This window comes from Thalassobacterium maritimum, assembly GCF_031127805.1.
Lineage (GTDB): Bacteria > Verrucomicrobiota > Verrucomicrobiia > Opitutales > Coraliomargaritaceae > Thalassobacterium > Thalassobacterium maritimum.
Window position 1 is genome coordinate 58,906 of the sequence record NZ_JARXHW010000010.1, and the last position, 23,873, is coordinate 82,778.

The window sequence follows — 23,873 nt, forward strand, 5'->3', positions numbered from 1 at the left end:
CAACTGCTGCCGATCCAAAGACAGCAGCTGCGCGTGCTTCGCCACTCAGGCCCAGAAGCCTCACGAAGCCGAATCAGTCAGGAGTGAAGCTTCTCTGCGTATGCTTTCGCAAAATAAGTCAAAATCATGTCCGCACCCGCACGGCGAATCGCTAGCAGCGACTCATCGCGGCAACGCTCCAAGTCCAGCCAACCCCTTTCCGCCGCCGCCATGATTTGCGCGTATTCCCCCGACACTTGATAAGCCGCCAAAGGCAACTCAGTCTCTTCGCGCACCTCACGAATAATGTCGAGGTATGGCCCCGCAGGCTTCACCATCAGCACATCGGCGCCCTCTTCTTCGTCCAAGGCCACTTCCACGAGAGCTTCCCGTCGGTTCGCGGGGTTGAGCTGGTAGGTACGCTTGTCTAAATGATGCGTGCCCGCGCTACTCGCACTGCCCACCGCATCACGGAAGGGACCATAAAACGCAGAAGCGAATTTAGCAGAATAAGCCATAATCGCGGTTTTTTCAAAACCATTGCCATCCAGTGCAGAACGAATCGCCCCCACGCGCCCGTCCATCATATCCGAAGGTGCCACCATATCGACGCCGGCCTCTGCAGCCAAAACCGCCATTTCGGCCAGCACTTCAACCGTGGCATCATTAGCCAAATCCTGCGCCCCCGCATCCCACAAACCATCGTGGCCATGCACGGTGTAAGGATCCAAGGCTAGATCCGTAATCACAGTCAACTCCGGCACCGCCGTTTTAATTGCGCGAATCGCACGTAAGACCAATGTATCGGGGTTCAATGCTTCACGCCCATCGTCGGACTTCAAACGATCTTCCAACTTCGGAAACAGGGCCACTCCTGAAATACCCAAGGCCTGCAGCTCGCGACATTCCTCGATTAAATCTGGAATCGAAAGCCGTGAAACTCCCGGCATCGAGCCAATCGGCTCTGGTGCGCACTCCCCATCGATCACAAAGACCGGCTGGATTAAATGCTGCGGTAAGACCTCAGTCTCGCAAGCCAAGGCACGCAAGGAAGCTGTCCGACGCATACGGCGTGGACGACGAGTCAAGTCGAGTTTATAACTTTCAGACATAGTCGCCATACAAGCAAAGACTCGACGCGTCACAAGCCCATACAAGTGAGCAGCTATTTTTTGATAGCAGCAATGACTGAGATCTCAACCAGCAGCTCTGCACGGGCCACCTATACCATTGATCTCTTCTTCAAAAAAAACACTTGCATAAATGCACATGTGTTATTTTACACATATATTCTTCAATAGACACAGACATTGAACTTGAATTTTATGAATACTGAAAAACTCACTATCGCGCTAAATGAATTTATTCATGTTGGCGGAGCACTCGTGATCGTGATCGCGGTCGTCTCCGTTTTGACAGGATTTATGCGGGAGTACATCCCACAGGATAAGCTGCAAAAGAAGCTCACTAAGCATGAGAAATATGGTCCGCTCTTGGGCGCTTTTCTCGGCATGTTGACTCCCTTCTGCAGCGCCTCGGTGGTTCCTGTCACCATGGGCATGGCTAGCATGGGTGTCTCACTTGGCACAGTCTTAAGCTTCTTAATCTCGGCACCGCTGTGCAATTTCATCGTGGTAGCGATGGTCTACGCAGTCTTCGGGCTCAAGCTAACAGCTAGTTATTTTGTGATCACCTTCACAGCTGCGATTTTCGGAGGCTGGTTCATCACTAAAACACCTTGGAGAAATGAAATCAGACGCGGCGAAGAGCTTGAAGGCAAACAAGCCAGCTCTTGCTGCGCGGCGACCAGTTCTTGCTGCGGCGAACCAGAACCCGTGGAGCCCGTATCTGTCTGCGACGCGATGACTGGCCCCTGCTGCCCCGAAGTCGCGCCCACCGAGACTGCGGCACCGAGCAAACCTAAGCTCTCGTTGCTGTTTGCATGGGCGCTCTTCAAGAAAATCATTCCTTATGTATTACTGGGGGCCTTGATCAGTGGGGTATCCGCAGCCTACCTCTCCGCGGAAATCGTCGAGAAGTATGTAGGCGGCGACAGCCTACTCTCGATCTTCATTGCCGCCATCATCGGCGTGCCCGTCTACCTCCGCATCGAGATGGCAGTGCCATTATTGAAGGTATTGATTGCCAAGGGCATGGGGATGGGCCCGGCCATTGCACTTATCATCGGTGGCACTGGAGCCAGCCTACCGGAGATTGCGCTCGTCTCCTCGGTGCTCAAGCCCAAGGCCGTCATCGCCTTCGTGCTGATCGTGCTCAGCACCGCAGTGGTAGGAGGCATCATGATGCAGTTTATCCTCTAAATCCAAGCATTACAGCCGTATGAAAACACCACCGCCGCAGCGAAGCAGCATCCTAGCTAGAAGCCTATCGCGGATGAGTGAACTCTGCGCCTACAAACATCTATACCGCACGCTCTCCACCCTAGTTCGGGGTGGAGAGATGACGGAACCCGTTCGAGCGGGGCGCAATATCGCCTTACTCGGAATATTCTGTCCGATTTTCTGGTTTGCCTTGTTTTCTGGCGCCAACGCTTCCACACTTAAGCTGCATGCGGCGCATTCAGGTATCGTTTTTCTGACGGGATTGACGATCCTGATGATCGGACTCATAAAGAAAGAATAGTGAAATGAACGAAGCATACATCGACGCCCTCAAAGCCTTGGCCGAACCCCACCGTCTGCGACTATTCTGGCTACTCATTCATGTCGACCAGTGCATCACTGTGGCCGAAGCAATGGATGTTACCGGCGACAGCCAATACAACGCCTCGCGCAATCTAAAGATCCTCTACAAGGCGAATCTGCTGGCGCAACACAAGTCGGGTAAATGGGTCTACTACACGCTCGCCGAGCAAGACCTGCCCCATTGGAAGGCTTTGGTCGAATCAGTGCGCAGCATAGCTGCCGAAGAATTTGCCGATGTGGCCGCCCGCTGTAAGGCTCGCCTAGCGATGCGTGTAGATGGTGAATGCGTCGTCGGTGCCAATAGCGACGAGTGGATGCAAACTAAGTTTGAATCATAAAGCTTCGCGCTCGATCGACGCTCGGATGCGGCACGCCCTTGTAAGCCCTGCAAAACTAGCGCTCTTTTTTCTTACTGTATTTCTCTCCCTTTGATTTGAGCTCTCGTCGATTGCGACGACCGATCGTGATCTGATGCTTCTTTTTGCGCCGATTCAAACGCTCGAGTTCGAAGTCCAATTTCAGATAATTAATAAAGCGCTCTTTGCTCAGCTTCCCCTCGGCTATCGCAGCCTGCACGGCACAGCCCTTGTCCGCGCCATGCTTACAATCATTAAATTTACATTGCGCCGCAATCGCATCGAAATCTGCAAAGCTAGCCTTCAGGCTCTTGGCATCCGTCCACATATGGACTTCGCGAATGCCAGGATTGTCAATCAACATGCCACCGCGTCGCAAGCAGAGCATCTCACGGGCCGTCGTGGTATGCGTCCCTTTGCCAGTCACTGCATTGACATCGCCCGTCCATAGCCAGTCCTGACCAATTAACTGATTGATCAAAGACGACTTCCCCACGCCACTGGAACCAATCAATGCAATCGTCACACCGGCTTGCAAATAATGCTCAATCGCAGCCACCCCTGAACGATCGACTGCAGAAGTGATCACCACTTCCACATTGGGGCTCAAGGCACGTAAGGCCGCGGCCGCCTGTTGATTGGCCTCATCCGAATGCAGGTCAGCCTTATTAATCAAGGCGACGGATCGTGCACCACTACGCTGCATCAGTTCAAAATAGCGCTCCATGCGACGCTCGTTAAAATCCTGCCCCGCATCTGTCACCACAAAGACCACATCGACATTGGCAGCGATCACTTGCTCCTCGGTGCCCTTGCCGGGCGCTTTACGAGAGAGGCAGGTCTGCCGATCCAGCCGCGCACGAATCACGGCCTCGTATTCATTCTCATCTGCGCCCATTTCCAAGGCCACCCAATCCCCCACAGAAGGGAGCGCGGCATCGGTTTCGGCAGCATGATACACACTGCCCCCCAGAGATACTTCAATCTCGTCGCCTCCCTCAAGCACGGCGCCATAAGAGATTTTATTGTCTCGTATCAAACGCGCAGGCACCCAGCCCTGCTTTGAGCAGTCTGCAAATTCCGCCGCAAAGCGGTCGTTCCATCCTAGGTCTTCAAGTGTCATTTTGGCGAAATGCTAGGCGCTTTCAATCGAAGCACAAACTTTCAATTCAAGCTAACTCAAGCAGCGAACCGCTAATTCACGGCACACTTCCTCCTGCTCATTGGGACGCTCAATGATGGCCTCAAAGGCCTCTGTAAAGGCAATCTGAAAATCGATCAACTTCTTGAGCGGCACTTTCGATGCCGTCTCTGCCAGACGCCCTAAATACCAGGGGTTTTGCGAAAACACATTGAGATTACTCTTTTCCTCGGTGGCCCCAAAATGCTCCCCGTAGGTGCTGGCCGCGGCTTCGAGATCGTGCTTCGAGATGCCGCGCGCGCCCAGCCGAATAGCCCCCGCATCCAGCAAGACTCGCAACTGGATTAAGAGTCGGTTGCGTGACTGCAAACTGCCCAATAACGGGCGCGATTCACTCACTGTAAAAAAGTGGCGGCGCAAGGCCTCCAAAGTCCACGAGAGCTTGAGCGAATAAAATGCATCGGCCGCCTCAAAGAAGTCGGCATCGCCGAAATTCGGCACCAGATCGGTCACCAAGCGCTCGCTGATAGGCTCTGATTCGGAGCCTACGAAAGTCAGTAGCTTGCGCGTCTCGGCCACAATTAAGCGGGTATTTCCATTCACTTTGCCAACCAGCAAATCAATGGCTCCACGGCTGATGGTGACGCCTGCCTTCTCGCACTCTTCGCTGATGAGTGCTGCGCAGGTCTGAGCGGCATTTTTGCCGCCGGTAATCGCGGTGAAATCAGATTTCTTCTGACACCACTTGAAAAAGCTGCGCCGCTTATCGACGGGTTGCGCGGTGATCAGCACCCCAACAGTGGTAGGGTCCAACCACTCCAGCACTTCTTTCAAATTCTCTAATAAATCCAAGGTGCCCTGCGCGCGCCCGGTCGGACTATCCGCCAGAAAATTGACATCCTTAAGCCACACCACCTTGCGCTCACCAAAGAGCGAGAGCGTCTGCACCGCACTGGTGAAGCGATTCAGCGCAGCTTCCACCTCAGACACATTAGAGGCACGCCCATCCACCACCTCCTTGGAGAGATCGTCTGAGAGGTCTTGCGTTTGCTCGCTGAACCAAGTCTTACCCTTTTCTGAAACCAGGTAATCGTCTTCTCCGCAGATAAATGTAAATGGCTTGGCTGACATATGAATCTCCACTCTTAGAAGCACGACTTAAGAGCGCAAGACGTAAGCGCCACAGAGCAAAATTGCAGCGAAAATAAGTCTACACTCGCTCGCAATTAATCCTCTCTACCGCAATCGCAGAGAAACTCTTCCATCTTATATTTGCGCAATTTGCGGCGCATCCAATCCAGCGCTGCATGTACCGCGCGCGCTTTCACGTCGAGCCGCCCACCAGTATAACGGACGGTTTTGCACCAGACCCCGACCGGGGAATGATAGCCGAGGTGAATGGTGCCGACGGGGTTTTGATCATTACCTCCGTCGGGACCGGCAAAGCCAGTCACGCTGAGGCCATAATCTGAAGAAAGTCGCTCCGCAATACCAGAGGCCATGGCGATCGCACACTCGGGGCTGACAGCTCCGTGTTGCTCGATAATCGACTCAGGCACTCCGACCTTCGACACTTTGACATCGTTGGCATAGCAAACGACGCCGCCGACAAACATCTTAGAGGCGCCACACAAATTAGTAAATGCATCACACAATAAACCACCGGTGCAGGATTCCGCAATGGCTAGCGTGCGATCCAATGCGCGCAGCTCATGAAACACGACCCCAGCTAGCGAACAGTGGCCGAAACAGACAAAATCCTCGCCCAGTAGCAAGCGCGCTTCATCAGCGATCGCTTTAAGTTGCTCGCGATCCAGTGCACGATCGCGCGAACTGAGGCGCACATCCACGATCCCATAATGCACGCAATACGCCACCGTGAGATCGGGGTGCGCACGCACGATCGGTTGCATCGTTTCTTCCACGGTGGACTCGCCGGAGCCGCAAGTGCGCAACTGGATGTAGGCCTCTTCATCGCTGAGCACGCCCATGGCTTGCAGCATCGGGATCGCTTGCTTCTCAAACATAGGCGTCAACTCATGCGTAGGTCCGGGCAACATAATCAGTATTTTGCCATCTGCGCGATAAGCCAAACCTGGCGCGGTGCCCCGCTCATTGTGTAACACCTCCCCCTCGGCGAAGCGGTAGCACTGCTTTAAGTGGTGTGCTGCCATGCGCCGCCCCAGCACTTTAAAACGAGACAAAATCAAGGCTTCGATCTCTGCATCAAACACAAGTTTCGCGCCCAATGCTTCCGCGATATTTTCGCGCGTCATATCGTCGGCAGTAGGCCCCAGCCCGCCGGTGGTGATCACAATGTCCGAATGGGCCCACGCATCTAGAAAGGCACGCTTAATCTCAGCGGGCTCGTCGGTAATCACACGGCTGCGGTGTATGGGTAGGCCATAGCGCGCGAGCTGCGCCCCCAAATAAGTGAGGTGCGAGTTCTCTCGAATTCCGACGAGAAGTTCGTCTCCAAAGTTGATTACTTCGACAATAGGCATTTTAGACATAGTAAGTCTTAGCAATGAGCGCAGCTTGCGCTGAACTGCAACCGCAATCTATAATTCCTCCCATGTCCGAAGGATCTAAAGCCCAATTAAAAGAGAAAGTTCGCCGCCTACCGCACAAGCCGGGCGTCTATCAGATGAAAGATCGCATCGGGCAAATTATCTATGTGGGCAAAGCTAAGGACCTGAAGAAACGAGTCAGCACCTACTTCCAAGCTTCCCGTAAAATGATGGTGGCTCAGCCCAAGGTCCGAGCAATGCTCGACCTCATTCACGACTTCGAGATCATCATCGTCAAATCCGAGGCCGAGGCGCTGCTGCTGGAGGGACAGTTAATCAAAAAATACAAGCCGCGCTACAATACTGACTTCACCGACGACAAGCGCTTTCTACTGGTGCGGATCGATCCGCGCGAGGCCCTGCCCCGCTTCCGACTCACGCGTAATCGTACCGATAGCAACTCCCGCTACTACGGCCCCTTCGCTCACTCCTCACACCTGCGCAAGACACTGGCGGAACTACGTCGACGCTTCGGCATCTTACTCAGCGACGCCTCCCCGATCCAATTGCCCGACGGCCGCTGGCGACTCTACGACGATGCACGCGCTGAAATCTACGAGCACGACAACGAGATCACCAGCGAGGCCTATGCCGAACGGCTCGAAGCTGCCTGCGAATTCCTCGACGGCAAGGCGCGCCAATGGCTGGCCGAGCTAAAGAGCGAAATGCTGGCCGCGGCGGAAGGCCGCCGCTACGAAGAGGCCGCCGCCCTGCGTGACCGTATCGAAGCCTTGCAACGCACCGCCGATCGCACCCGTAAATTTGAGCGCAACTTACTTGGCACCCACAACCACAGCCAAGTCGTCAAGCGGCTGCAGGAAAAACTCGCCATCGCGCAGGAGCCCAAACATATGGAGTGCTTCGATATTTCGCATATTTCGGGCAGCTTCTGTGTGGCCTCGATGGTGGCCTTTAAAGATGGGCAGCCTGACCGCAAAAACTACCGTCGCTTTAAGATCAAGAGCTTCGTGGGCAACGACGATTTTCGCGCCATGGAAGAAGTCGTGGGGCGCCGCTACCGCCGCCTGCATGATGAGGGCAAAGCCTTTCCCGATCTGATCGTCATCGACGGCGGAGCGGGACAAGTCACCGCTGCGCTCAAAGCCTTCCTCAGCCAGGGGCTCGAACCGCCCGAGCTGATCGGCCTCGCCAAGCGCAACGAAACCGTCATCTACAGCGATGGACGCGAGCCTCTCAACATCCCGCATCACGACCCTGCCCTGCGACTGTTGCAACACATCCGCGACGAAGCACACCACTTCGCCAATAGTTTCAATGCCGAGTTGCGCAGCAAGCGCCTAAAGGAATCGATCCTCGACGACTTCAAAGGCCTCGGCAGTCAACGCAAACAACAACTGCTACAACACTTCGGCTCACTTGAAAAGCTGCGCAGTGCTAGCGTGGAACAACTGACACAGGTCGAAGGCATCGGAAAATTAACCGCCGAGCGACTTACGGACTTCCTGAAGGGCTAATTCGCCTAAGAATCGCCGCCTAAAGCGAAATTCACCGCATCAATGCCAGCCAGCGAGCAGGCATCCATCACTTTCACAATTTGCGCGTGCGACACGCTTTCGGCCGGCGAAATGGTGACAATGGCTTCCACCTTATTGGCGGCACTCGCCTCGCGAAAGCGGGTCAACATCGCAGCCAGCTCTTGATAGCGCTGAGCCTCTGGCGCATCGTAGGGATAATCATTGACCACCACTTGCCCATCGTCGCGAATCTCAATAATCTGCTCATCGGGCAAATCCAACGGCTCCTCCTGCTCGACCGAACCTGGCAACTGAAAAGAAAGATCGGCCTCCTGCTGCTCCATGGTCGATGCCACCATGAAGTAGATCAAAAGCAAAAAGACGACATCGATCATCGGTGCGATCGCGACGCCGACTTTTTCATCTGCTTTTCTCTTCAGTTTCGCCATGCTGCTTATTGCATTTGATAGGTTGCATAGATCACCTCATAGGCACCCACTTCGGCACAGGCTTGCAGCACCTTCTTAATTTCACGATAGGCGGTCGCCTCATCCGCACGCAGGTGAATGCGCAACTCAGGATTCGCCTCCAGTGAGGCCTTCATTTGCCCCTGCATATCACTCAAGGATACTGGCTGAGTGCCTAGATAGATCACACCTTCGGCATCCAGCGAAATCGTCCCGCGATTGGGCAGGTCCTCGGCATCGGGCACATCACTTTGTGCGGACTCTGGCAAATCTAGCTTCTTCGCACGGTCGGCCTGCGCGAGGGTGCTGACCGTCATAAAAAAAACCAGCAACAAGAAGACCATATCGATCATGGGCGTCATGGGAAAATCTTCCTCGGGCGACTGACTGGATCTGCGGCGTGCCATTCAAGCAGAAGTTTGCAAGAATCCGCTGCAAGTTAGAAGCTTAATCTGATTGGCCGCTCCGGAGATTGCTAGCCCATTCGAGGCTTCTTAATCGTTGGCTTAATTCGCTCGGGCCGAAAGGGTCGGTCAAATGCGGCGGCAAACTGATAGCCTCCTGAAAAGTCCTCCACACTGTCTTGGTCGGTCTTCCCCAACACCTTGCATTCGACCAGGTTAAAGACGATATTACCAAAGTCGCGGCATTCACGTATCCCCCAATGCTCCAACACGGGCCGTGCCATGGGGCCATACTGGTCAATCGCATACAGACGAATGCCTTCGAGCAACTGCTCCCCGGTCAAGTGATTAGACTTATCCAGATCGCCGCTTTTATGCATTTCCTTTAAGCTATAATCCAGCGCTTGTCGTAAGAAATAATAAGCACCGCGCGCATACCGCGGATCGTCCTTACGAATCGTACGGATTACTTCGTTAAAATCTCGGTTTGGGTCATTCACTGACAATAGATGAAGCAAAAAAGTTCAAGAGGTCAATCGACGAAATGCAAGATCCCGGAGACAGGCGAGCTCCCAAGCTCGAGCTGTTACAGCCACAAACTACGATTCCACAGTCACAGTCAGACCACGATTATCAGCCAACAAGCGATACGCTCGACTCTGCACGGCATTGCCCGCATACACTTGCTCCATCGCGGCGGCCACTGCGAGTGCCTTATCTTCGCTAGTCACGCAGACGACCGTCGAACCACTCCCACTCAGCCACCCCGTGTAGGCGCCGGCATGGCAGCCAGCTTCGATGCTTTCGTGCCCGTATGGATTCAGCAACTCCCGATAAGGCTGATGTATATAATCATTCACCGCGCCGTCCAAACGCTCAAAATCACCCGCAACTAAGACTCCCACCAAAAAAGCCAAGCTATTTGCACTGCGCACGACGTCCTTAAAAGGGATCGTGTCTGGCAAGACTCGGCGCGACTTTTCAGTCAGCACTTTATAATCGGGCGAAACTGCCACAAAAACCAGCGACTCTGGCAAGGGAAACCGCACGTGCTCGCGATAGGCAAAAGTTTGTGGCTCGGTGCGCGCAATGCAAAATCCGCCTGCAAATACAGCACAGGCATTGTCGGGCGCGTTGTCTAAGTCGGTAGTCAGGCGAATCATCGCCTCCAAGTCCAATGGATCGCCGTGCAACTTGTTCAAGCCCGCCACGATTGCCGCACGTATAGTTGAACTGGAACCCAAGCCACGCGCTTCGGGCACATCGCCCCAAATCTCGTAATCGAATCCGATTGCCTCGACCTCAGCGGCGGCCGCAAAAGCGCCTGCCGCACACTCGATCATCTGCTGTGTGCCCTCATGGGCCGCTTCGAGGGCACAAATTTTAGTGTCATTGCGCTCAATCAGTCGCACAAAATTATACAGCGACAGCGCAATGCTCAAGGTGTCAAAGCCGGGCCCGCAATTTGAGGTACTAGCGGGCGCTTGGACGAGAATAGAACGTGCTGACATAATAGTTTAGCGATAGTCGCGCATATCGCGCTCGGCTTCGCGCATGGTGATTTTCTTTTTCAGAGTCTCGCGCTTATCATGCAGCTTTTTACCCGTGCAAAGCGCAATCTCGATCTTAATCAAGCCGTGCTTGATATAGATGCGTATTGGAATCAAGGACTTACCACCCGTCTCCATCGCACCAAACAACTTGTGAATCTCACGCCTGTGCAAGAGCAACTTGCGCTTCCGGCGTGGCGGGTGATTCTGAAAATTGCCGAATTTATACTCTCCCACGTGGGAATTATACATCCAGACCTGCCCCTTCTCCACGCGGCAAAATGCCTCGCTAATCTGCGCATCCCCATCACGGATCGCCTTGACCTCGGTGCCTTGCAACACCAGACCAGCCTCAAAACTATCGCCCACAAAATAATTGTGGTGAGCTTTACCATTTCGGATTTCCCGCAGGTGATCCTTCGACTTTTTTTTGGCGCACACGTTATGGGGCTCCCTCTATCGGGAAAAACGTAGAGGGCACACTATTATAAATAAGAACTATCAGAACAGAGCCTAAATACTGTTACCATGGTATACAGGAAACAGGACAGAAGACAGAACAACAGAGTATCCTAGTCCTCGACCGGTTCAGATAGCTGATACGTGATCTTACCTTCCATGATCTCACGCAACGCCATATCCTCAGCAGATAGTCGCTCCAAAGACTCAATCAGTGGCTTATAGCCACTCTTCAGTTGCTTGGCACGGCGGGACACCACGTTGACCAGAATCATCGGGTCTGTGATTTTCTTCTGCGCTTCTCTTAAATAGTCGTCTCTCAAAGTCGTATTCCTCCGTATATGTGTTCAATTGGGAAAAACAGCGCAAAATGAAGAACCACAGAGCATTTGCAATAAAATTCTGCTAGGCATCGAATTCGGTTGTCATTTGTACAATTTCACCTAGGCCTGCACACTCACCATTTATATAGTGAGAAAAAACCCAGAAATTCCCATTGACAGGGAACCTCTCGATTCTACTGTTCACCGCTTTTCCAAAAATCATGAAGACGACTTTAGCTACTAAATCAGACCATACCAAAGAATGGTATGTTGTCGATGCTGCCAACGAAACACTCGGCCGCATTTCCGTAAAAATTGCCAACGTGCTCCGCGGTCGCCACAAGCCGACCTACACACCGCACGCTGACACAGGCGACTTCGTTGTGGTTATCAACGCTGAGAAGATTAAAGTCTCCGGCAAAAAGAACACAGACAAGAGCTACATGTTCTACTCTGGCTGGATGGGCGGCGAAAGCCACGTCAGCATGAGCGATATGCGCGCTAAAAAGCCTGAGTTCATCATCGAGCACTCTGTAAAAGGCATGCTCCCACGCAACAAGCTTGGTCGCGCAATGATCAAGAAACTTAAAATCCACGCTGGTGCCGAGCATCCTTACGAAGCACAACAGCCTAAACCTTTGGTTTAATAGCCCAATTTTAATACCATGAGCGAAGAAACATTTGTAACCGTCGGCCGTCGTAAGACAGCCACCGCACGCGTCCGCCTTACTCGCGGCACTGGCAAGGTAGTCGTTAACGGCTCCGAGCCTCTCGCCTACTTCAAGACTGAAGAATTTGCTAACGCAGCCCTCTCTCCTTTGAAGACAGTTGAGATGTCCGACCAAGTGGACATCACTGTAAAAGCACAAGGTGGCGGCCTCAACGGCCAAGCTGGTGCAGTTCGCCTCGGTATCGCCCGCGCTCTTGAGAAGCTGAACGCAGATTTGCGCGTGCCTCTCAAGCAAGAAGGCCACATGAAGCGTGACCCTCGCTCTCGTGAGCGTAAGAAAGCCGGCCAACCCGGTGCACGTAAGCGCTTCCAATTCTCGAAACGTTAAACCGCCGCGGCGGCAATGGTCGCATCTCTTTTTGCAACCCTCCAAAGCCGCGCAAGCGTGCCTTGGAGGGTTTTTTCGTTTCATTAGCTCCACTTAAAATCACTAATACAATCATGAATGCAGCAATCATAGGCGCCTCGGGCTACTCCGGCGAAGAACTGGTCCGGCTTCTTTCCCGGCACCCGGATGTTAAACTGACGGCAGTGACCTCGCGCTCGCTGGCAGGTAAATTAGTGGGCGATCAAATGCCGGCCCTGCGACATCTGGTGGGCGACCTGTCTTTTACCGCATCCAATCCGGCGGAGCTCGCCGCCTCCACGGAGATCGACATCTTTTTTCTCGCCCTCCCCCACGGCGTGGCTTCTGAGTTTGCCGATCCACTCTATCAAGCGGGCAAAACGGTGATCGACCTCAGCGCGGACTTCCGCCTCGGCTCGACTCGGGTGTACGAAGACTATTACGGCCAAGCACACCCGGCCCCACACCTACTGGAAGCCGCTCCCTATGTCATCCCGGAACTCGCCGACGACAAATGGAAGAGCGCCTCGCTGATTGCCTGCCCGGGCTGCTACCCGACCAGCATTCAATTGCCACTGGTCCCCTTGCTCAAAGCGGGACTGATCGACCCCAAGGGAATCATAATCAATAGCTACAGTGGTGTCAGCGGTGCCGGCCGTAAGGTCGCCGAAGACTTCATCTACTGCGAGCGCAACGAAAGCATGAAGGGCTATGGTATGCCCAAGCACCGCCACCTGTCCGAGATCGAAGAGCAACTCGAAAAAGCGGCCTTCGCCGACTGCATCGTGCAGTTCAACCCACACCTCGCCCCCATGTCACGCGGCATCTCCACCACCATCGTGGCCAAGGCCAAGCTCAAAGACTCTCTAAATAGTGTCTACGACACCTGGGAAAAGGCCTACGGCGGCAAGCCTTTCGTTTCCGTGCTGCCCACAGGCACCTTTCCAGACACCAAACACGTAACCGGCACTAACCGGGCCGACATATCCGCGGTGTACGACCCACGCACGGGCAATTTCATCATTAATTCTGTCATCGATAATCTCATCAAGGGTGCCAGTGGCCAAGCCGTCCAACTCATGAATCTAAAGTTCGGCTTCGAAGAAACCGCTGGCCTACTCTAATCTCAGCTCTCAGCTCTCAGCCCTCATCCTAATGATCCAAGTTCAGCTAATCGAAAATCCACAAGGTATCGCCGACTGCCCCGGCTTCAAATCCGCGGGTGTCGCCGCGGACATCCGGGAGAAGGGCGACCTCCAACGACTCGATCTGGCATTGGTGACAGCCGAGCAAGCTTGCAATGCTGCGGGGGTCTTCACGCTCAACGATGTGTGTGCCGCCCCCGTGCACGTGTGCAAGGCGATCCTCTCACAGCCCAACATGAAGGTCGCTGGCTTTGTTGCCAATAGCGGTAATGCCAACGCAGCTACAGCGGAACAGGGCATGCGCGACGCCAAGGAAATGTCTGCGATCGCACAGCTGGAGACCGGTATCGGCTCGCCTTTTTTGGTCTGCTCGACCGGGCGCATCGGACGCAAGCTGCCCATGGGCAAAATTAAATCCGGCATCGCCGCGGCCGCACACGCACTCAGCTCAGAAACACAGGCCTCGCTGGATGCAGCCGATGCCATTCTGACCTCCGACACCCGGCGCAAGTGCGCCACAGCACGCTTCACTTACCAAGGCCAAACACTCACCGTCGCGGGCATCGCCAAGGGCGCAGGCATGATCGAGCCCAATATGGCCACCATGCTCGCCTTCCTCGCCACCGATCTGGAGGTGGACAACGCCGCGCTGAAAGATACTCTGGTCCAAGCCTGCAATCAGACCTTTAACCGTATCTCAATCGACGGCGACATGAGCACCAACGACACCGTGCTACTACTCGCCAACGGCAAGTCCGGCTTGGTGCCCAACGATTCACCCGAACTGTTGCAAGCCTTCCGCGAGGCCGTGCTCCAGGTCTGCGATGCTCTGGCGGAAAAAATCGTCGGCGATGGTGAAAAAGTAACCAAACTGGTCGAATTAGTCGTCGAAGGCTGCCAAAGCGAACAGGACGCCGAAAAAGTGGCTCGCGCCGTGGGCAACTCTTTATTGGTCAAGACTTCCTGGTATGGCTCCGACCCAAACTGGGGCCGCCTCGCCGACGCCGCCGGCTACGCCCGCGTCGGACTCAAAGAAGCATGCTTCGACATCCACTACGACGATGTGCCCGCCCTCATCGGTGGACTCCCCCAAGACAGCAACCTCGCCCAGTGGAAAGCGATCGTGTCCAAAAAACGCTTCCGTATCACTCTCAATCTAAACCAAGGCAGCGGCAGCTTCCGCCTACTCACTTCCGATCTCAGTGAGGCCTACGTAGACTTCAATAAATCCGAATAATGTCCGATATTTCCCAACTCGACGTCACCACCAAGGCAGCCGTGCTGCTTGAAGCGCTTCCCTACATCCAACGCTTTCGCGATGCGATCTTTGTGGTGAAATACGGTGGTGCCTTTATGGACGATGCCGACCCGATGGTGCGCACCCGTGTCGCCACCGACATCGCCTTCTTGCATGCGGCCGGCATCAAAGTTGTGGTCGTACACGGCGGCGGCAAAGCCATCACACGCGCACTGGCTGAATCCAATGTACAAACACGCTTCGAGCACGGTCTTCGCGTCACCGACGCCGAGTCGGTCAAAGTGGTCGACCACACTCTCAACAAAATCGTCAACCTCGAGATTTGCGAAATCCTGCAGGCCAAAAACGCCCGCCCACTCGCGATTCCGGGTAACAACATCCTGGTCTGCGATAAGAAACAAGTCGTCGTGGACGGCGAAGAACTCGATCTGGGCTTCGTTGGTGAGACGCATACCGTCAAAACCAAAATCATTAAAAAGGCACTCAACGATGGCTACATCCCCATCATTTCGCCCATCGCCTGCGACGAAGACGGCCAAGTGTATAATACCAACGCCGACGCCGCCGCAGGTCGTGTGGCCGCCGCGCTGCGCGCCCGACGCCTCGTCTACCTCTGCGACGTGCCCGGACTGATGAAGGATATAAATGATCCCACCTCGCTAATCTCTTCACTCAACGCCGACGATGTCGCCGGCCTGGTCCAAGATGGCACCATCAACAAAGGCATGATTCCCAAAACCGACAGCGCCGTCAAAGCGCTCCGCAGTGGCGTGCACCGTGTCCACTTTATCGACGGCGAGCAGCCCCACAGCCTACTACTGGAAATTTTCACCGACAAGGGCGTCGGCACCGAAATCGTTAATTCGTAGCGAGCCTTTCGACTCGGTTAACCCGTTTTCAGTTTACCGTTCCTCAGTTCAACCGAAAACTGACAAACAGAAAACCAGCCAACTTTTTCCTCCCATGAACCACCATCCGACACTCATCAAAAACTATGGCCCGCCCGCGTTTAACGCCGTGCGGGGCCAAGGCGTGTATCTCTACGACGACGCCGACAACGAGTATTTAGATTTTGGCAGCGGCATCGCCGTCACTTCTGTGGGGCACTCCCACCCGAAATGGGTGGCGGCAATGCATACCCAAGCTGCCACACTCACTCATTGCAGCAACCTCTACGGCATCCCCGGACAGCAAAAGCTCGCCGACCGCCTCGTTGCTAAAGCTGGCCCTGGCCGGACGCTCTTCTGCAATAGCGGCGCCGAAGCCAACGAGGCTTTGATCAAACTGGCACGGCTGCACGGAAAAAAGCTGAGCGGCGAAGAAGGCAAACGCTTCACAGTCGTCGCCGCGAAAAATGCCTTCCACGGGCGGACCTTCGGCGGTATGGGCGCCACACCTCAGGAAAAGATCCAAGGCGGCTTCCGGCCCATGCTGGAAGGCTTTAAATTTGGTGAGCTCAACAACATCGAGAGTTTCGACCAATTAGTCGACGACTCCGTAGCCGCCGTATTCATCGAATCCATACAAGGCGAAGGTGGCCTCTTCCCTGCCGAAAGCAGCTTCCTACAAGAATTACGGGCACTCTGCACCGAGCGGGGCGCACTGCTCATGCTGGATGAAGTGCAATGCGGCATCGGCCGCAGTGGACACTTTTTCGCCTTCGAAGCCAGCGGCGTCCAACCCGACGCGATCGGTATGGCCAAAGGCCTCGGCGCCGGCTTCCCGATCGGCGCCATCTGGGTCTCGGAGCCCTACGCCGCGCTCTTCCAGCCCGGCTCGCACGGCACGACTTTTGGGGGCAGCCCGCTCGCCTGTGCCGCTGCCAACGCCACCCTCGACATTATCGAAGAGGAGCAACTCATCCAACAGGTGGCTGCCAACAGCCCGGCCTGGCACGCTCAACTACAAAAACTCGCCCAAAAGTATCCCGAGCTGATTGCTGGCATACGGGGTGCTGGATACATGGTCGGCCTCGTGCTCAAGCCCGAAGGCCTCAACCTCAGCATCACAGCGGCCGCCCGTGAGAAAAAGCTACTCGTCGTCCCCGCGGGCAACAATGTCGTTCGCTTGCTGCCCGCACTCATCGCGACACCCGCACAACTCAGCGAATCCGTCGAAATCCTCGATGCCATCTTCGCCAACACCGAAGCTTAAACTTCGAATATTAAATCATTTCTAACTCCTTTAATAAAAACCATTACACTCAACATTCAGCGTTCGAGCTCGAACCCTCGATGTTCCCCCAGTCATGCACCACTTTTTAAAAGAAACCGATTTCAGCCTCGAACAGGCCCAACAGGTATTCCTGTTGGCCAAGCAATTCAAAGCCGAACGGGCCAGCTCGGCGCAGCCACTCAGCACTCAATCCTGGGGCCTACTTTTTTACAAGAGCAGCACCCGCACCCGGATCTCCTTCGAAGTCGGCGTGCATGAACTCGGCGGACATCCCGTCGTGCTCAACTCACAAAACACTCAGATCGGACGCGGCGAAACCATCGAAGATACCGCCAAAGTTATGTCGCGCTACCTGCACGGCCTCGTCATCCGGACCTTTGCCCACAGCATCATCGAAGACTTTGCCGCGCATGCCAGCATGCCCATTGTCAACGGCCTGACCGACTTCAACCACCCCTGCCAACTCTACACCGATATTTTCACTCTGTTGGAGCGCTACTCGCCCGAGGACATGGATATCGAAACGCTCAAAGGCAAAAAAGTCGCCTTCCTCGGCGACTGCGCCAGCAACATGGCCAACTCGTGGATTCATACTGCCGCCATGTTCGGCATGGAGATCGTACTGGCAGGCCCCGAAGGTTTTGAGCCCGGCAGCGAAATCGATGACGCTCTCAAAGCCGACGGACTGGAATTAAACTACACTTTCACGACCGATCCCACAGCCGCCTTCCAAGACGCCGACGTCATCTACACCGATGTCTGGGTTTCCATGGGCGACGAAGCCGAAGCCGAGAAACGCAAAGCCGAGATGGCCCCTTATCAAGTAACCCGCGAACTACTCGCCCTAGCCAAAAGCGAGGCCTACTTCATGCACTGCCTCCCCGCCCACGCCGGCGAAGAAGTCAGCCAAGAAGTGCTCGATAGCCCACAAAGCATCATCTTCGACGAAGCCGAAAACCGCCTCCACGCCCAAAAGGCAATCATGGCGAAATTAGTCGAACTGAACGCCTAAAGGAGGCGTATCCGCTCGCCGAACGCCACCGACAGGCTCAGGCTCTACATCGGCTGTCGACAAGCACTGCGCCCACAAAGCAATACTCCTTGGTACATCGCCCCCTTTCCTCTTGCGAGGCTCGCTTGCGACATTTATCGCCTAGGTGCAAATGCGCATTCAATTTCTGCCTCTTTGCTTCACCCTACTTTCCGCCATCGCTTGCGCGAGCTTCCTAGGCTGCGCCAAAGGCCAGAGCAACGTCGAGAAAGGTAACGCAGAACAGGAGCTCTATATCGGGATCGGCACCGAGCCTGAAGGGCTCGACCCACACATCGTGACAGGTGTCACGGAGCACTACGTGCTGCTCTCCCTCTTTGAAGGGCTCACCACTGTGCACCCCGAAACACTAGAAATCGAGCCTGGCGTCGCACAGTCATGGGAGCTCTCTGCCGATGGACTACGCTACACCTTTCACCTAAATCCCGCCGCCCGCTGGTCCAATGGTGATCCGCTCACTGCGGAAGATTTCCTTTTCGCCTACGAGCGCATACTCAGCCCCGCCATGGGTGCACCCTACGCCTACATGCTCTATTGCATTCGCGGCGCCGAAGCCTTCAACAAAGGCGAGCTGCAAAATTTTGCACAAGTCGGCCTCAGCTCGCCCGACCCACATACGCTCATCATCGAGCTGGAAGCGCCCACTCCTTATTTACTCAGCCTCCCCACCCACTACACATGGTTCCCGCTACACAAAGCCAGCGTGCTCGCGCACGGCGGCATGACAGATCGCATCTCCAAATGGACCAAGCCTGACAACCTCGTCAGCAACGGCCCTTTCCAGCTCGACACCTGGCGGCTCAACCACTCCATCCACGTCACCAAAAACCCTTATTACACGGCTCAAGAAAGCGTCCGACTCCAGGGCATACATTTTCTACCCATCGCCATCGACGCCGAAGAGCGCGCTTTTCGAACGCAGCAACTGCACATAACCAGCACAGTTCCGATCCCACGAATCGACTGGTATCGCCAAAACCAACCCGAGCGTATGCGCTTCGACACCTACCTGGGCGTTTACTACTACGCCATCAACACCGAGCACGGCCCCCTCAAAGATGCCCGCGTGCGCAAAGCGCTCGCCTACTCGATCGATCGCGAAGCTCTCACCGAGCATGTACTCAAAGCAGGTCAAAAGCCCGCCTATCATTTCACCCCGCCCAACACCGGCGGCTATAGCGCCGAAGTCAAATTACCCTACAATCCCGAACTCGCCCGCCAACTACTGGCCGAAGCCGGCTACCCTGGCGGCGAAGGCTTCCCCACCTTTGAGCTGCTGTTCAACACCAGCGAATCGCACCGCACAGTCGCAGTGGCCATCCAGCAGATGTGGAAACAGGAACTCGGCATCGACATCGGCCTCTACAATCAAGAGTGGAAAGTATACCTCGCCACCCGCAAAGCCCGCGACTTCGACATCGTGCGCGCCGCCTGGATCGGCGACTACGTCGACCCCAACACCTTCCTCAGCCTAATCACCAGCGACAATGGCAACAACCACACGAATTGGGGCAGCGCACAGTACGATCAACTCATTCGACAAGCCGCCACCGAACAAGACCCCAACGCACGCTTGGATCTGTTCCAAAAGGCCGAAAAGATCCTAATCGAGGAAATGCCCGTTATCCCAATTTACTTCTATGTGCGCAGCATGCTGATCGACGAATCCGTGCAAGGCTGGTCGCCCAATATTCTCGATTACCACCCCTATCAGGATGTGTGGCTCAAGCCCACGACGCTCCCGACCGACGCCGGAGCAGCGCAATAAATTCGCCGCCCTCCCCAGTATAAGTGCAAATGCCACAGGCTCAGACACCGTCTGCCCATATATACCGAGTGCCCTTTTATAGCCGAGATCATAAAAGCTCTGGAGCTATACCTATAAACCCAATCACATATCCGTATAGATTTGCACTCAACGAAAAGAGACTTCAGAATTGGCACACAATTTGATAAGGAAGAAACATAATATGAAGCTTATAAAACTATGCCCCCTACTATGTGTATATTTTACGATGAGCTTCAATGCCTTCGGTCAATCTCCTCCAGTGGACTTGGCAGATCTGAGTCTAGGCGATTTACTAAATGCGAAAATCATTCGTTCGCAGTCGAATCAGATCACACAAGATAACTTCAACAAGGATCCATTAAATCGACCAAAAGCTCATTTAGTTTCCGACCGCTTACATGTCAGCCTTAGCTACATCGACGTAAAATTCGACACCTACAAAGATGGCACGAAGGACTTATCCACAAGTGATGTACTCTGGTCTGGTCCCGGCAGCCTCGAAGCACGCACAGATGAGAACTTCCCTGTCGTGCCGACAATCATATACCAGCAAGCAGTCCAATTCACTGCTTCCTATGACATCTCTGAGCGCTACAGTATCCATGCAAGTATCCCCTATATCCGCCAAGAGACGGAGCATATCAGCAGTGTGCCAGGATTTAGCGACTTCACGATCGTGAGCCAAGGCATTGGTGACATTGAGATCGGTGCCTCTTGGTTCGTACCATTGAATTCAAGCAACAGTATGCTTTTCAATCTAGGCCTCAGCTTACCAACTGGATCCATCGACGAAAAGGGACGCACCCCTCGTGATGCCAATAGGGATACTCAGCTTCCCTACACGATGCAGCTTGGCTCTGGCACCTATGACCTGCGCCCTTCAATCACTTATACAGGGAAGTCAGGTCTTTGGCGCTACGGAGCGAACTTAAACCTCACCCTACGAACTGGAAAGAACTCTCGAAATTACAGTTTAGGCAACGTTTACCAAGCTGATATCTGGACTCGCTACGAACGCTGTGACTGGATTCAACCATCGTTTAGAGTCAACGCAATCGTATGGGATCGAATTAGCGGACAGGACGACGAGATCACCACGGCAGGCCCGTATCCTTACCCCGCAGCAGTCACGAATCCGGACTATTTTGGGGGCACTAAGTTCATCACACAGTTTGGATTACGCCTCAAAGACCCTAAGGGCTTACTGAAAAATACATTTTTGGAGCTGGAAGCAGGACTCCCGATCTATCAACGCTTGAATGGCCCACAGCCCTCCGAGAACTGGCGCATGTCCGCAAGCTTTGTGCTCAATTTTTAACACATGCCTACAACAATAATCATGCCGAGAGTCCTGCCGTGGCTGTCGGCTTTCATTCTGCTGCTGAACATGGCTTCAGCCTCGCATGAAAGGGCGATCATTGAGGAAAACGATGGCAAAGCACTATTAATTTATAACATTGCCAAATTTTCGGTCTGGCCAGCGGGCTCAGAGCCAGAAGGCGCACCATTTACATTTAGCTTATGGGAAGATGCCCCACTCTTTGCAGCATTTCATAATATTGAGGGCCTAAAGGCACAAGGCCACGAGGTCTTAATCAACTACCATACGCAAGATAGCTTTCCAGCAGACTGCAAAGTGCTCGTCATCCCCAAGCATCAACTACAAAAATTCATTGCGAGCAAAAACGAGCTCAAGAGCAGACCGATACTAACCGTCACCACGGACATGAGTGTTTTCGACGCAGGAGCCATGGTATTGGTCGATGTGGTCGATGATCGATTGGCATTTTCCGTCAATCTACAAGCAGTCAAGGCAAGCGGTCTCGAAATCAGTGGCAATCTGTTACGTCACGCACGAAAGGTAAATTTCTAATCGCTCATGCATAATCGCTTCGCACAACTACCCGTTCGCAACAAGCTCACATGCATCATTACCTGCGCGGCCCTCTTAGCTGTGACGCTCAGCGGCATGATCACGATCATCACACAAGCTCGGATCGCGCACAACGGACTACAACGCGAAATCGAATCCACCACCGATTTACTTGCGTCCAATGTAGCGGCATCACTTTTCTTTGACTCGAAGTCGGAAGCAGAAAAAACGCTATCATCCTTACGCTTTAAAAAACACGTAGAAGCCGCGATATTGCACACACTGGAAGGCAAACCATTTGCTACATATAGCTCACCAGATAATCACCACGCACACACAGAATTGCCCACGCCGGAGGAGTGCAGCACTTTGACTCCCTGCCTAGCAGTCGAACGAGATGTCAGCGTAGACGGAGATGTGATAGGTCGCGTTACAGTTATATCCTCTAAAAAGCCAGTTGTATCCGCCATACTCAGCTCCGCGGTCACAGCATTTCTAGCGATCCTACTTAGCACCACACTTGCCATCAAATTGGCACACGGATACTTGCGCCGCGTCTCCGCCCCGGTCGAAGAACTCGCCAAAATTGCCGATCAAGTTTCTCTAACTGAAAACTACAGTTTACGTTCACAGCACAATAGTAAAGATGAACTAGGCCAGCTATCGCGCGCATTCAACCACATGCTAGCTCGTATCCAACAATCCGATACTCGCCTAAGGCAAGCGACCGAGGAACTCTCCAAGCGTGTCGGGGAGCTTCACATCGAAAAAGAAGAACGAGCTCTCGCCCAAGAACGAGAGAAACGTATGCAGGACCGCCTCGCGGAGGCCCAACGACTCAAATCTCAAAGTTTGCAAGATGCCAAAGAAGCCGCCGAACAAGCAAATCGTATAAAATCCGAATTTCTCGCATCGATGAGTCATGAAATTCGGACTCCTATGAATGGAGTCATCGGATACGCATCTTTACTCAGAGACAGTGAGCTAGACGAAGAGCAACAAGAGTTCATCGACATCATCCACGACAGCGGAAACACCCTGTTGCGATTGCTAGACGACATACTCGACTTTTCAAAAATTGAGGCCGGTCGATTAGAAACCCAAAGGCAGAGCTTTGACCTGCGCACACTGGTAAAGGATGTGACTCTATTATTTCAAGAGCCTCTAAAAAATAAAGATGTCGAGCTACTCACAAACATCGAAGCAGCCGTCCCCACATTGATCGATTCAGACCCGCACCGCATTAGACAAATCTTCATCAACCTCGTCGGGAATGCCATCAAGTTCACACCAAAAGGCTCTATAGAAATCCGTATTGGATATGCTAATTTCAACCATCAATCAGATCCACACGAATACGCGGGCGCCATAGATTGCTCCGTCGCAGACACCGGCATCGGGATATCTACAGACGATCAGCAACGCTTATTTGACGTATTCACACAAGTGGATTCATCAGCTACGAGGAAGTATGAAGGCGTAGGTCTCGGCCTAGCGATAAGCAAACGGCTGTGCGAGATACTCGGCGGCTCCATCAAATTGCACAGTGAGTTGGGAGTCGGCTCCACCTTTCACTTTTCGATCCCAGTTCACCCGGCTGCAGAGCTAAAAGAACTAATTTCCACTGCACCAACAACTGCGTCAGGCGCGCCTTTAAAGAAAGGCGGATGGAACATGTTAGTTGTCGAAGATCATCCCGTAAATGCTAAGCTACTCGCCGCACTTCTAGAAAAAGCAGGCTATGCCTGTGACATCGCTTACAACGCGACTGAGTGCATCGAAAAGATGGACGAGCTGCACTACGACATAGTTTTTATGGATATCAATATGCCTGGCATGGACGGATTCGAGCTGACGGCTCACATTCGCGAACAAGAAGCCAACTTTGATAGCACACAGCGCACCCAAATCATCGCAGTCACCGCTTGGGCGATGAAAGGAATGAAGGAACGTTGCTTAGAAGCCGGCATGAATGGCTACTTATCCAAACCGGTCATTTTCGAAGAACTAACGGCGACCGTAGAAGATCTGTCTCCCCGCAGATAGACTTAGAAGCGCAGCTTAGACGATTCGGATA

General features: G+C 53.8%; 25 protein-coding genes. 15 read left to right on the plus strand and 10 right to left on the minus strand.

The window, feature by feature from the left end; translation table 11 throughout:
• Window positions 1-77 precede the first annotated feature (77 nt).
• Window positions 78-1,100: a porphobilinogen synthase gene (hemB, locus tag QEH52_RS06280; protein ID WP_308949243.1), complete on the minus strand. Its 1,023-nt coding sequence runs from the start codon at window positions 1,098-1,100 to the stop codon at window positions 78-80.
• A gap of 204 nt (window positions 1,101-1,304) precedes the next feature.
• On the opposite strand from hemB, the gene QEH52_RS06285 reads away from it, so the two are divergent.
• Genes QEH52_RS06285 through QEH52_RS06295 form a run of 3 tightly spaced genes read left to right on the plus strand, consistent with a single transcriptional unit; the run spans window position 1,305 to window position 3,022 of the window.
• Window positions 1,305-2,300: a permease gene (locus QEH52_RS06285; protein WP_308949244.1), complete on the plus strand. Its 996-nt coding sequence runs from the start codon at window positions 1,305-1,307 to the stop codon at window positions 2,298-2,300.
• A gap of 19 nt (window positions 2,301-2,319) precedes the next feature.
• A complete protein-coding gene (locus tag QEH52_RS06290) occupies window positions 2,320-2,622 on the plus strand; it encodes a hypothetical protein (RefSeq protein WP_308949245.1) in 303 nt (100 codons plus the stop codon).
• 4 nt (window positions 2,623-2,626) lie between these two features.
• A complete protein-coding gene (locus QEH52_RS06295; RefSeq protein WP_308949246.1) occupies window positions 2,627-3,022 on the plus strand; it encodes an ArsR/SmtB family transcription factor in 396 nt (131 codons plus the stop codon).
• Window positions 3,023-3,077: 55 nt separating this feature from the next.
• Here QEH52_RS06295 and rsgA read toward each other — a convergent pair whose 3' ends face one another.
• From rsgA to QEH52_RS06310, 3 genes are all read right to left on the minus strand, one after another.
• Complete coding sequence (gene rsgA / locus QEH52_RS06300) at window positions 3,078-4,163, minus strand: ribosome small subunit-dependent GTPase A (protein WP_308949247.1); 1,086 nt, start codon at window positions 4,161-4,163, stop codon at window positions 3,078-3,080.
• 51 nt (window positions 4,164-4,214) lie between these two features.
• Window positions 4,215-5,312 carry a DNA polymerase III subunit delta gene (holA, locus tag QEH52_RS06305; protein ID WP_308949248.1) on the minus strand — a complete coding sequence of 366 codons (1,098 nt, stop codon included), beginning with the start codon at window positions 5,310-5,312 and terminating at the stop codon, window positions 4,215-4,217.
• Between the two features lie 95 nt (window positions 5,313-5,407).
• Window positions 5,408-6,694: a CinA family nicotinamide mononucleotide deamidase-related protein gene (locus QEH52_RS06310; RefSeq protein ID WP_308949249.1), complete on the minus strand. Its 1,287-nt coding sequence runs from the start codon at window positions 6,692-6,694 to the stop codon at window positions 5,408-5,410.
• Window positions 6,695-6,756: 62 nt separating this feature from the next.
• On the opposite strand from QEH52_RS06310, the gene QEH52_RS06315 reads away from it, so the two are divergent.
• A complete protein-coding gene (locus QEH52_RS06315) occupies window positions 6,757-8,226 on the plus strand; it encodes an excinuclease ABC subunit UvrC (RefSeq protein ID WP_308949250.1) in 1,470 nt (489 codons plus the stop codon).
• A 5-nt stretch (window positions 8,227-8,231) separates the two neighbouring features.
• Here the strand turns inward: QEH52_RS06315 and QEH52_RS06320 are convergent, their stop codons facing one another.
• The 6 genes from QEH52_RS06320 to QEH52_RS06345 all read right to left on the minus strand — a co-directional run bounded on the left by QEH52_RS06320 (window position 8,232) and on the right by QEH52_RS06345 (window position 11,429).
• Window positions 8,232-8,675, minus strand: a complete 444-nt coding sequence (locus QEH52_RS06320) for an ExbD/TolR family protein (RefSeq protein WP_308949251.1) — start codon at window positions 8,673-8,675, stop codon at window positions 8,232-8,234.
• Between the two features lie 5 nt (window positions 8,676-8,680).
• On the minus strand, window positions 8,681-9,100 hold the full coding sequence (locus QEH52_RS06325; protein WP_308949252.1) for an ExbD/TolR family protein: 420 nt from the start codon (window positions 9,098-9,100) through the stop codon (window positions 8,681-8,683).
• A gap of 68 nt (window positions 9,101-9,168) precedes the next feature.
• Window positions 9,169-9,597 carry a Minf_1886 family protein gene (locus QEH52_RS06330; protein WP_308949253.1) on the minus strand — a complete coding sequence of 143 codons (429 nt, stop codon included), beginning with the start codon at window positions 9,595-9,597 and terminating at the stop codon, window positions 9,169-9,171.
• Between the two features lie 99 nt (window positions 9,598-9,696).
• Entirely contained in the window at window positions 9,697-10,608 is a 912-nt protein-coding gene (locus tag QEH52_RS06335; RefSeq protein ID WP_308949254.1) for a homoserine kinase, read from the minus strand.
• Between the two features lie 6 nt (window positions 10,609-10,614).
• Window positions 10,615-11,088: an SsrA-binding protein SmpB gene (gene smpB / locus QEH52_RS06340; protein ID WP_308949255.1), complete on the minus strand. Its 474-nt coding sequence runs from the start codon at window positions 11,086-11,088 to the stop codon at window positions 10,615-10,617.
• A 131-nt stretch (window positions 11,089-11,219) separates the two neighbouring features.
• Window positions 11,220-11,429, minus strand: coding sequence for a DNA-directed RNA polymerase subunit omega (locus QEH52_RS06345; RefSeq protein WP_308949256.1), 210 nt, complete (start codon window positions 11,427-11,429; stop codon window positions 11,220-11,222).
• A 221-nt stretch (window positions 11,430-11,650) separates the two neighbouring features.
• Between QEH52_RS06345 and rplM the strand changes: the two genes are divergently transcribed.
• The 11 genes from rplM to QEH52_RS06400 all read left to right on the plus strand — a co-directional run bounded on the left by rplM (window position 11,651) and on the right by QEH52_RS06400 (window position 23,842).
• Entirely contained in the window at window positions 11,651-12,076 is a 426-nt protein-coding gene (rplM, locus tag QEH52_RS06350) for a 50S ribosomal protein L13 (RefSeq protein ID WP_308949257.1), read from the plus strand.
• A gap of 18 nt (window positions 12,077-12,094) precedes the next feature.
• The gene (gene rpsI, locus QEH52_RS06355) at window positions 12,095-12,487 is read left to right on the plus strand and encodes a 30S ribosomal protein S9 (RefSeq protein WP_308949258.1); all 393 of its coding nucleotides are present in this window, start codon (window positions 12,095-12,097) and stop codon (window positions 12,485-12,487) included.
• Between the two features lie 113 nt (window positions 12,488-12,600).
• Window positions 12,601-13,629 (plus strand): N-acetyl-gamma-glutamyl-phosphate reductase, encoded by a 1,029-nt coding sequence (gene argC, locus QEH52_RS06360; RefSeq protein WP_308949259.1) that lies wholly within the window; start codon window positions 12,601-12,603, stop codon window positions 13,627-13,629.
• Between the two features lie 31 nt (window positions 13,630-13,660).
• Window positions 13,661-14,887, plus strand: coding sequence for a bifunctional glutamate N-acetyltransferase/amino-acid acetyltransferase ArgJ (gene argJ / locus QEH52_RS06365; protein WP_308949260.1), 1,227 nt, complete (start codon window positions 13,661-13,663; stop codon window positions 14,885-14,887).
• Window positions 14,887-15,777, plus strand: coding sequence for an acetylglutamate kinase (argB, locus tag QEH52_RS06370; RefSeq protein ID WP_308949261.1), 891 nt, complete (start codon window positions 14,887-14,889; stop codon window positions 15,775-15,777). The genes argJ and argB overlap by 1 nt, the downstream gene beginning before the upstream one ends.
• Before the next feature lie 94 nt (window positions 15,778-15,871).
• Complete coding sequence (locus tag QEH52_RS06375; RefSeq protein ID WP_308949262.1) at window positions 15,872-17,062, plus strand: aspartate aminotransferase family protein; 1,191 nt, start codon at window positions 15,872-15,874, stop codon at window positions 17,060-17,062.
• 94 nt (window positions 17,063-17,156) lie between these two features.
• Entirely contained in the window at window positions 17,157-18,095 is a 939-nt protein-coding gene (gene argF / locus QEH52_RS06380; RefSeq protein ID WP_308949263.1) for an ornithine carbamoyltransferase, read from the plus strand.
• Between the two features lie 151 nt (window positions 18,096-18,246).
• Window positions 18,247-19,902: a peptide ABC transporter substrate-binding protein gene (locus tag QEH52_RS06385; RefSeq protein WP_308949264.1), complete on the plus strand. Its 1,656-nt coding sequence runs from the start codon at window positions 18,247-18,249 to the stop codon at window positions 19,900-19,902.
• A 202-nt stretch (window positions 19,903-20,104) separates the two neighbouring features.
• Complete coding sequence (locus QEH52_RS06390; protein WP_308949265.1) at window positions 20,105-21,241, plus strand: transporter family protein; 1,137 nt, start codon at window positions 20,105-20,107, stop codon at window positions 21,239-21,241.
• 3 nt (window positions 21,242-21,244) lie between these two features.
• Complete coding sequence (locus QEH52_RS06395; protein ID WP_308949266.1) at window positions 21,245-21,796, plus strand: YfiR family protein; 552 nt, start codon at window positions 21,245-21,247, stop codon at window positions 21,794-21,796.
• A 6-nt stretch (window positions 21,797-21,802) separates the two neighbouring features.
• The gene (locus tag QEH52_RS06400) at window positions 21,803-23,842 is read left to right on the plus strand and encodes a response regulator (RefSeq protein ID WP_308949267.1); all 2,040 of its coding nucleotides are present in this window, start codon (window positions 21,803-21,805) and stop codon (window positions 23,840-23,842) included.
• The last annotated feature ends 31 nt before the right edge of the window (window positions 23,843-23,873 follow it).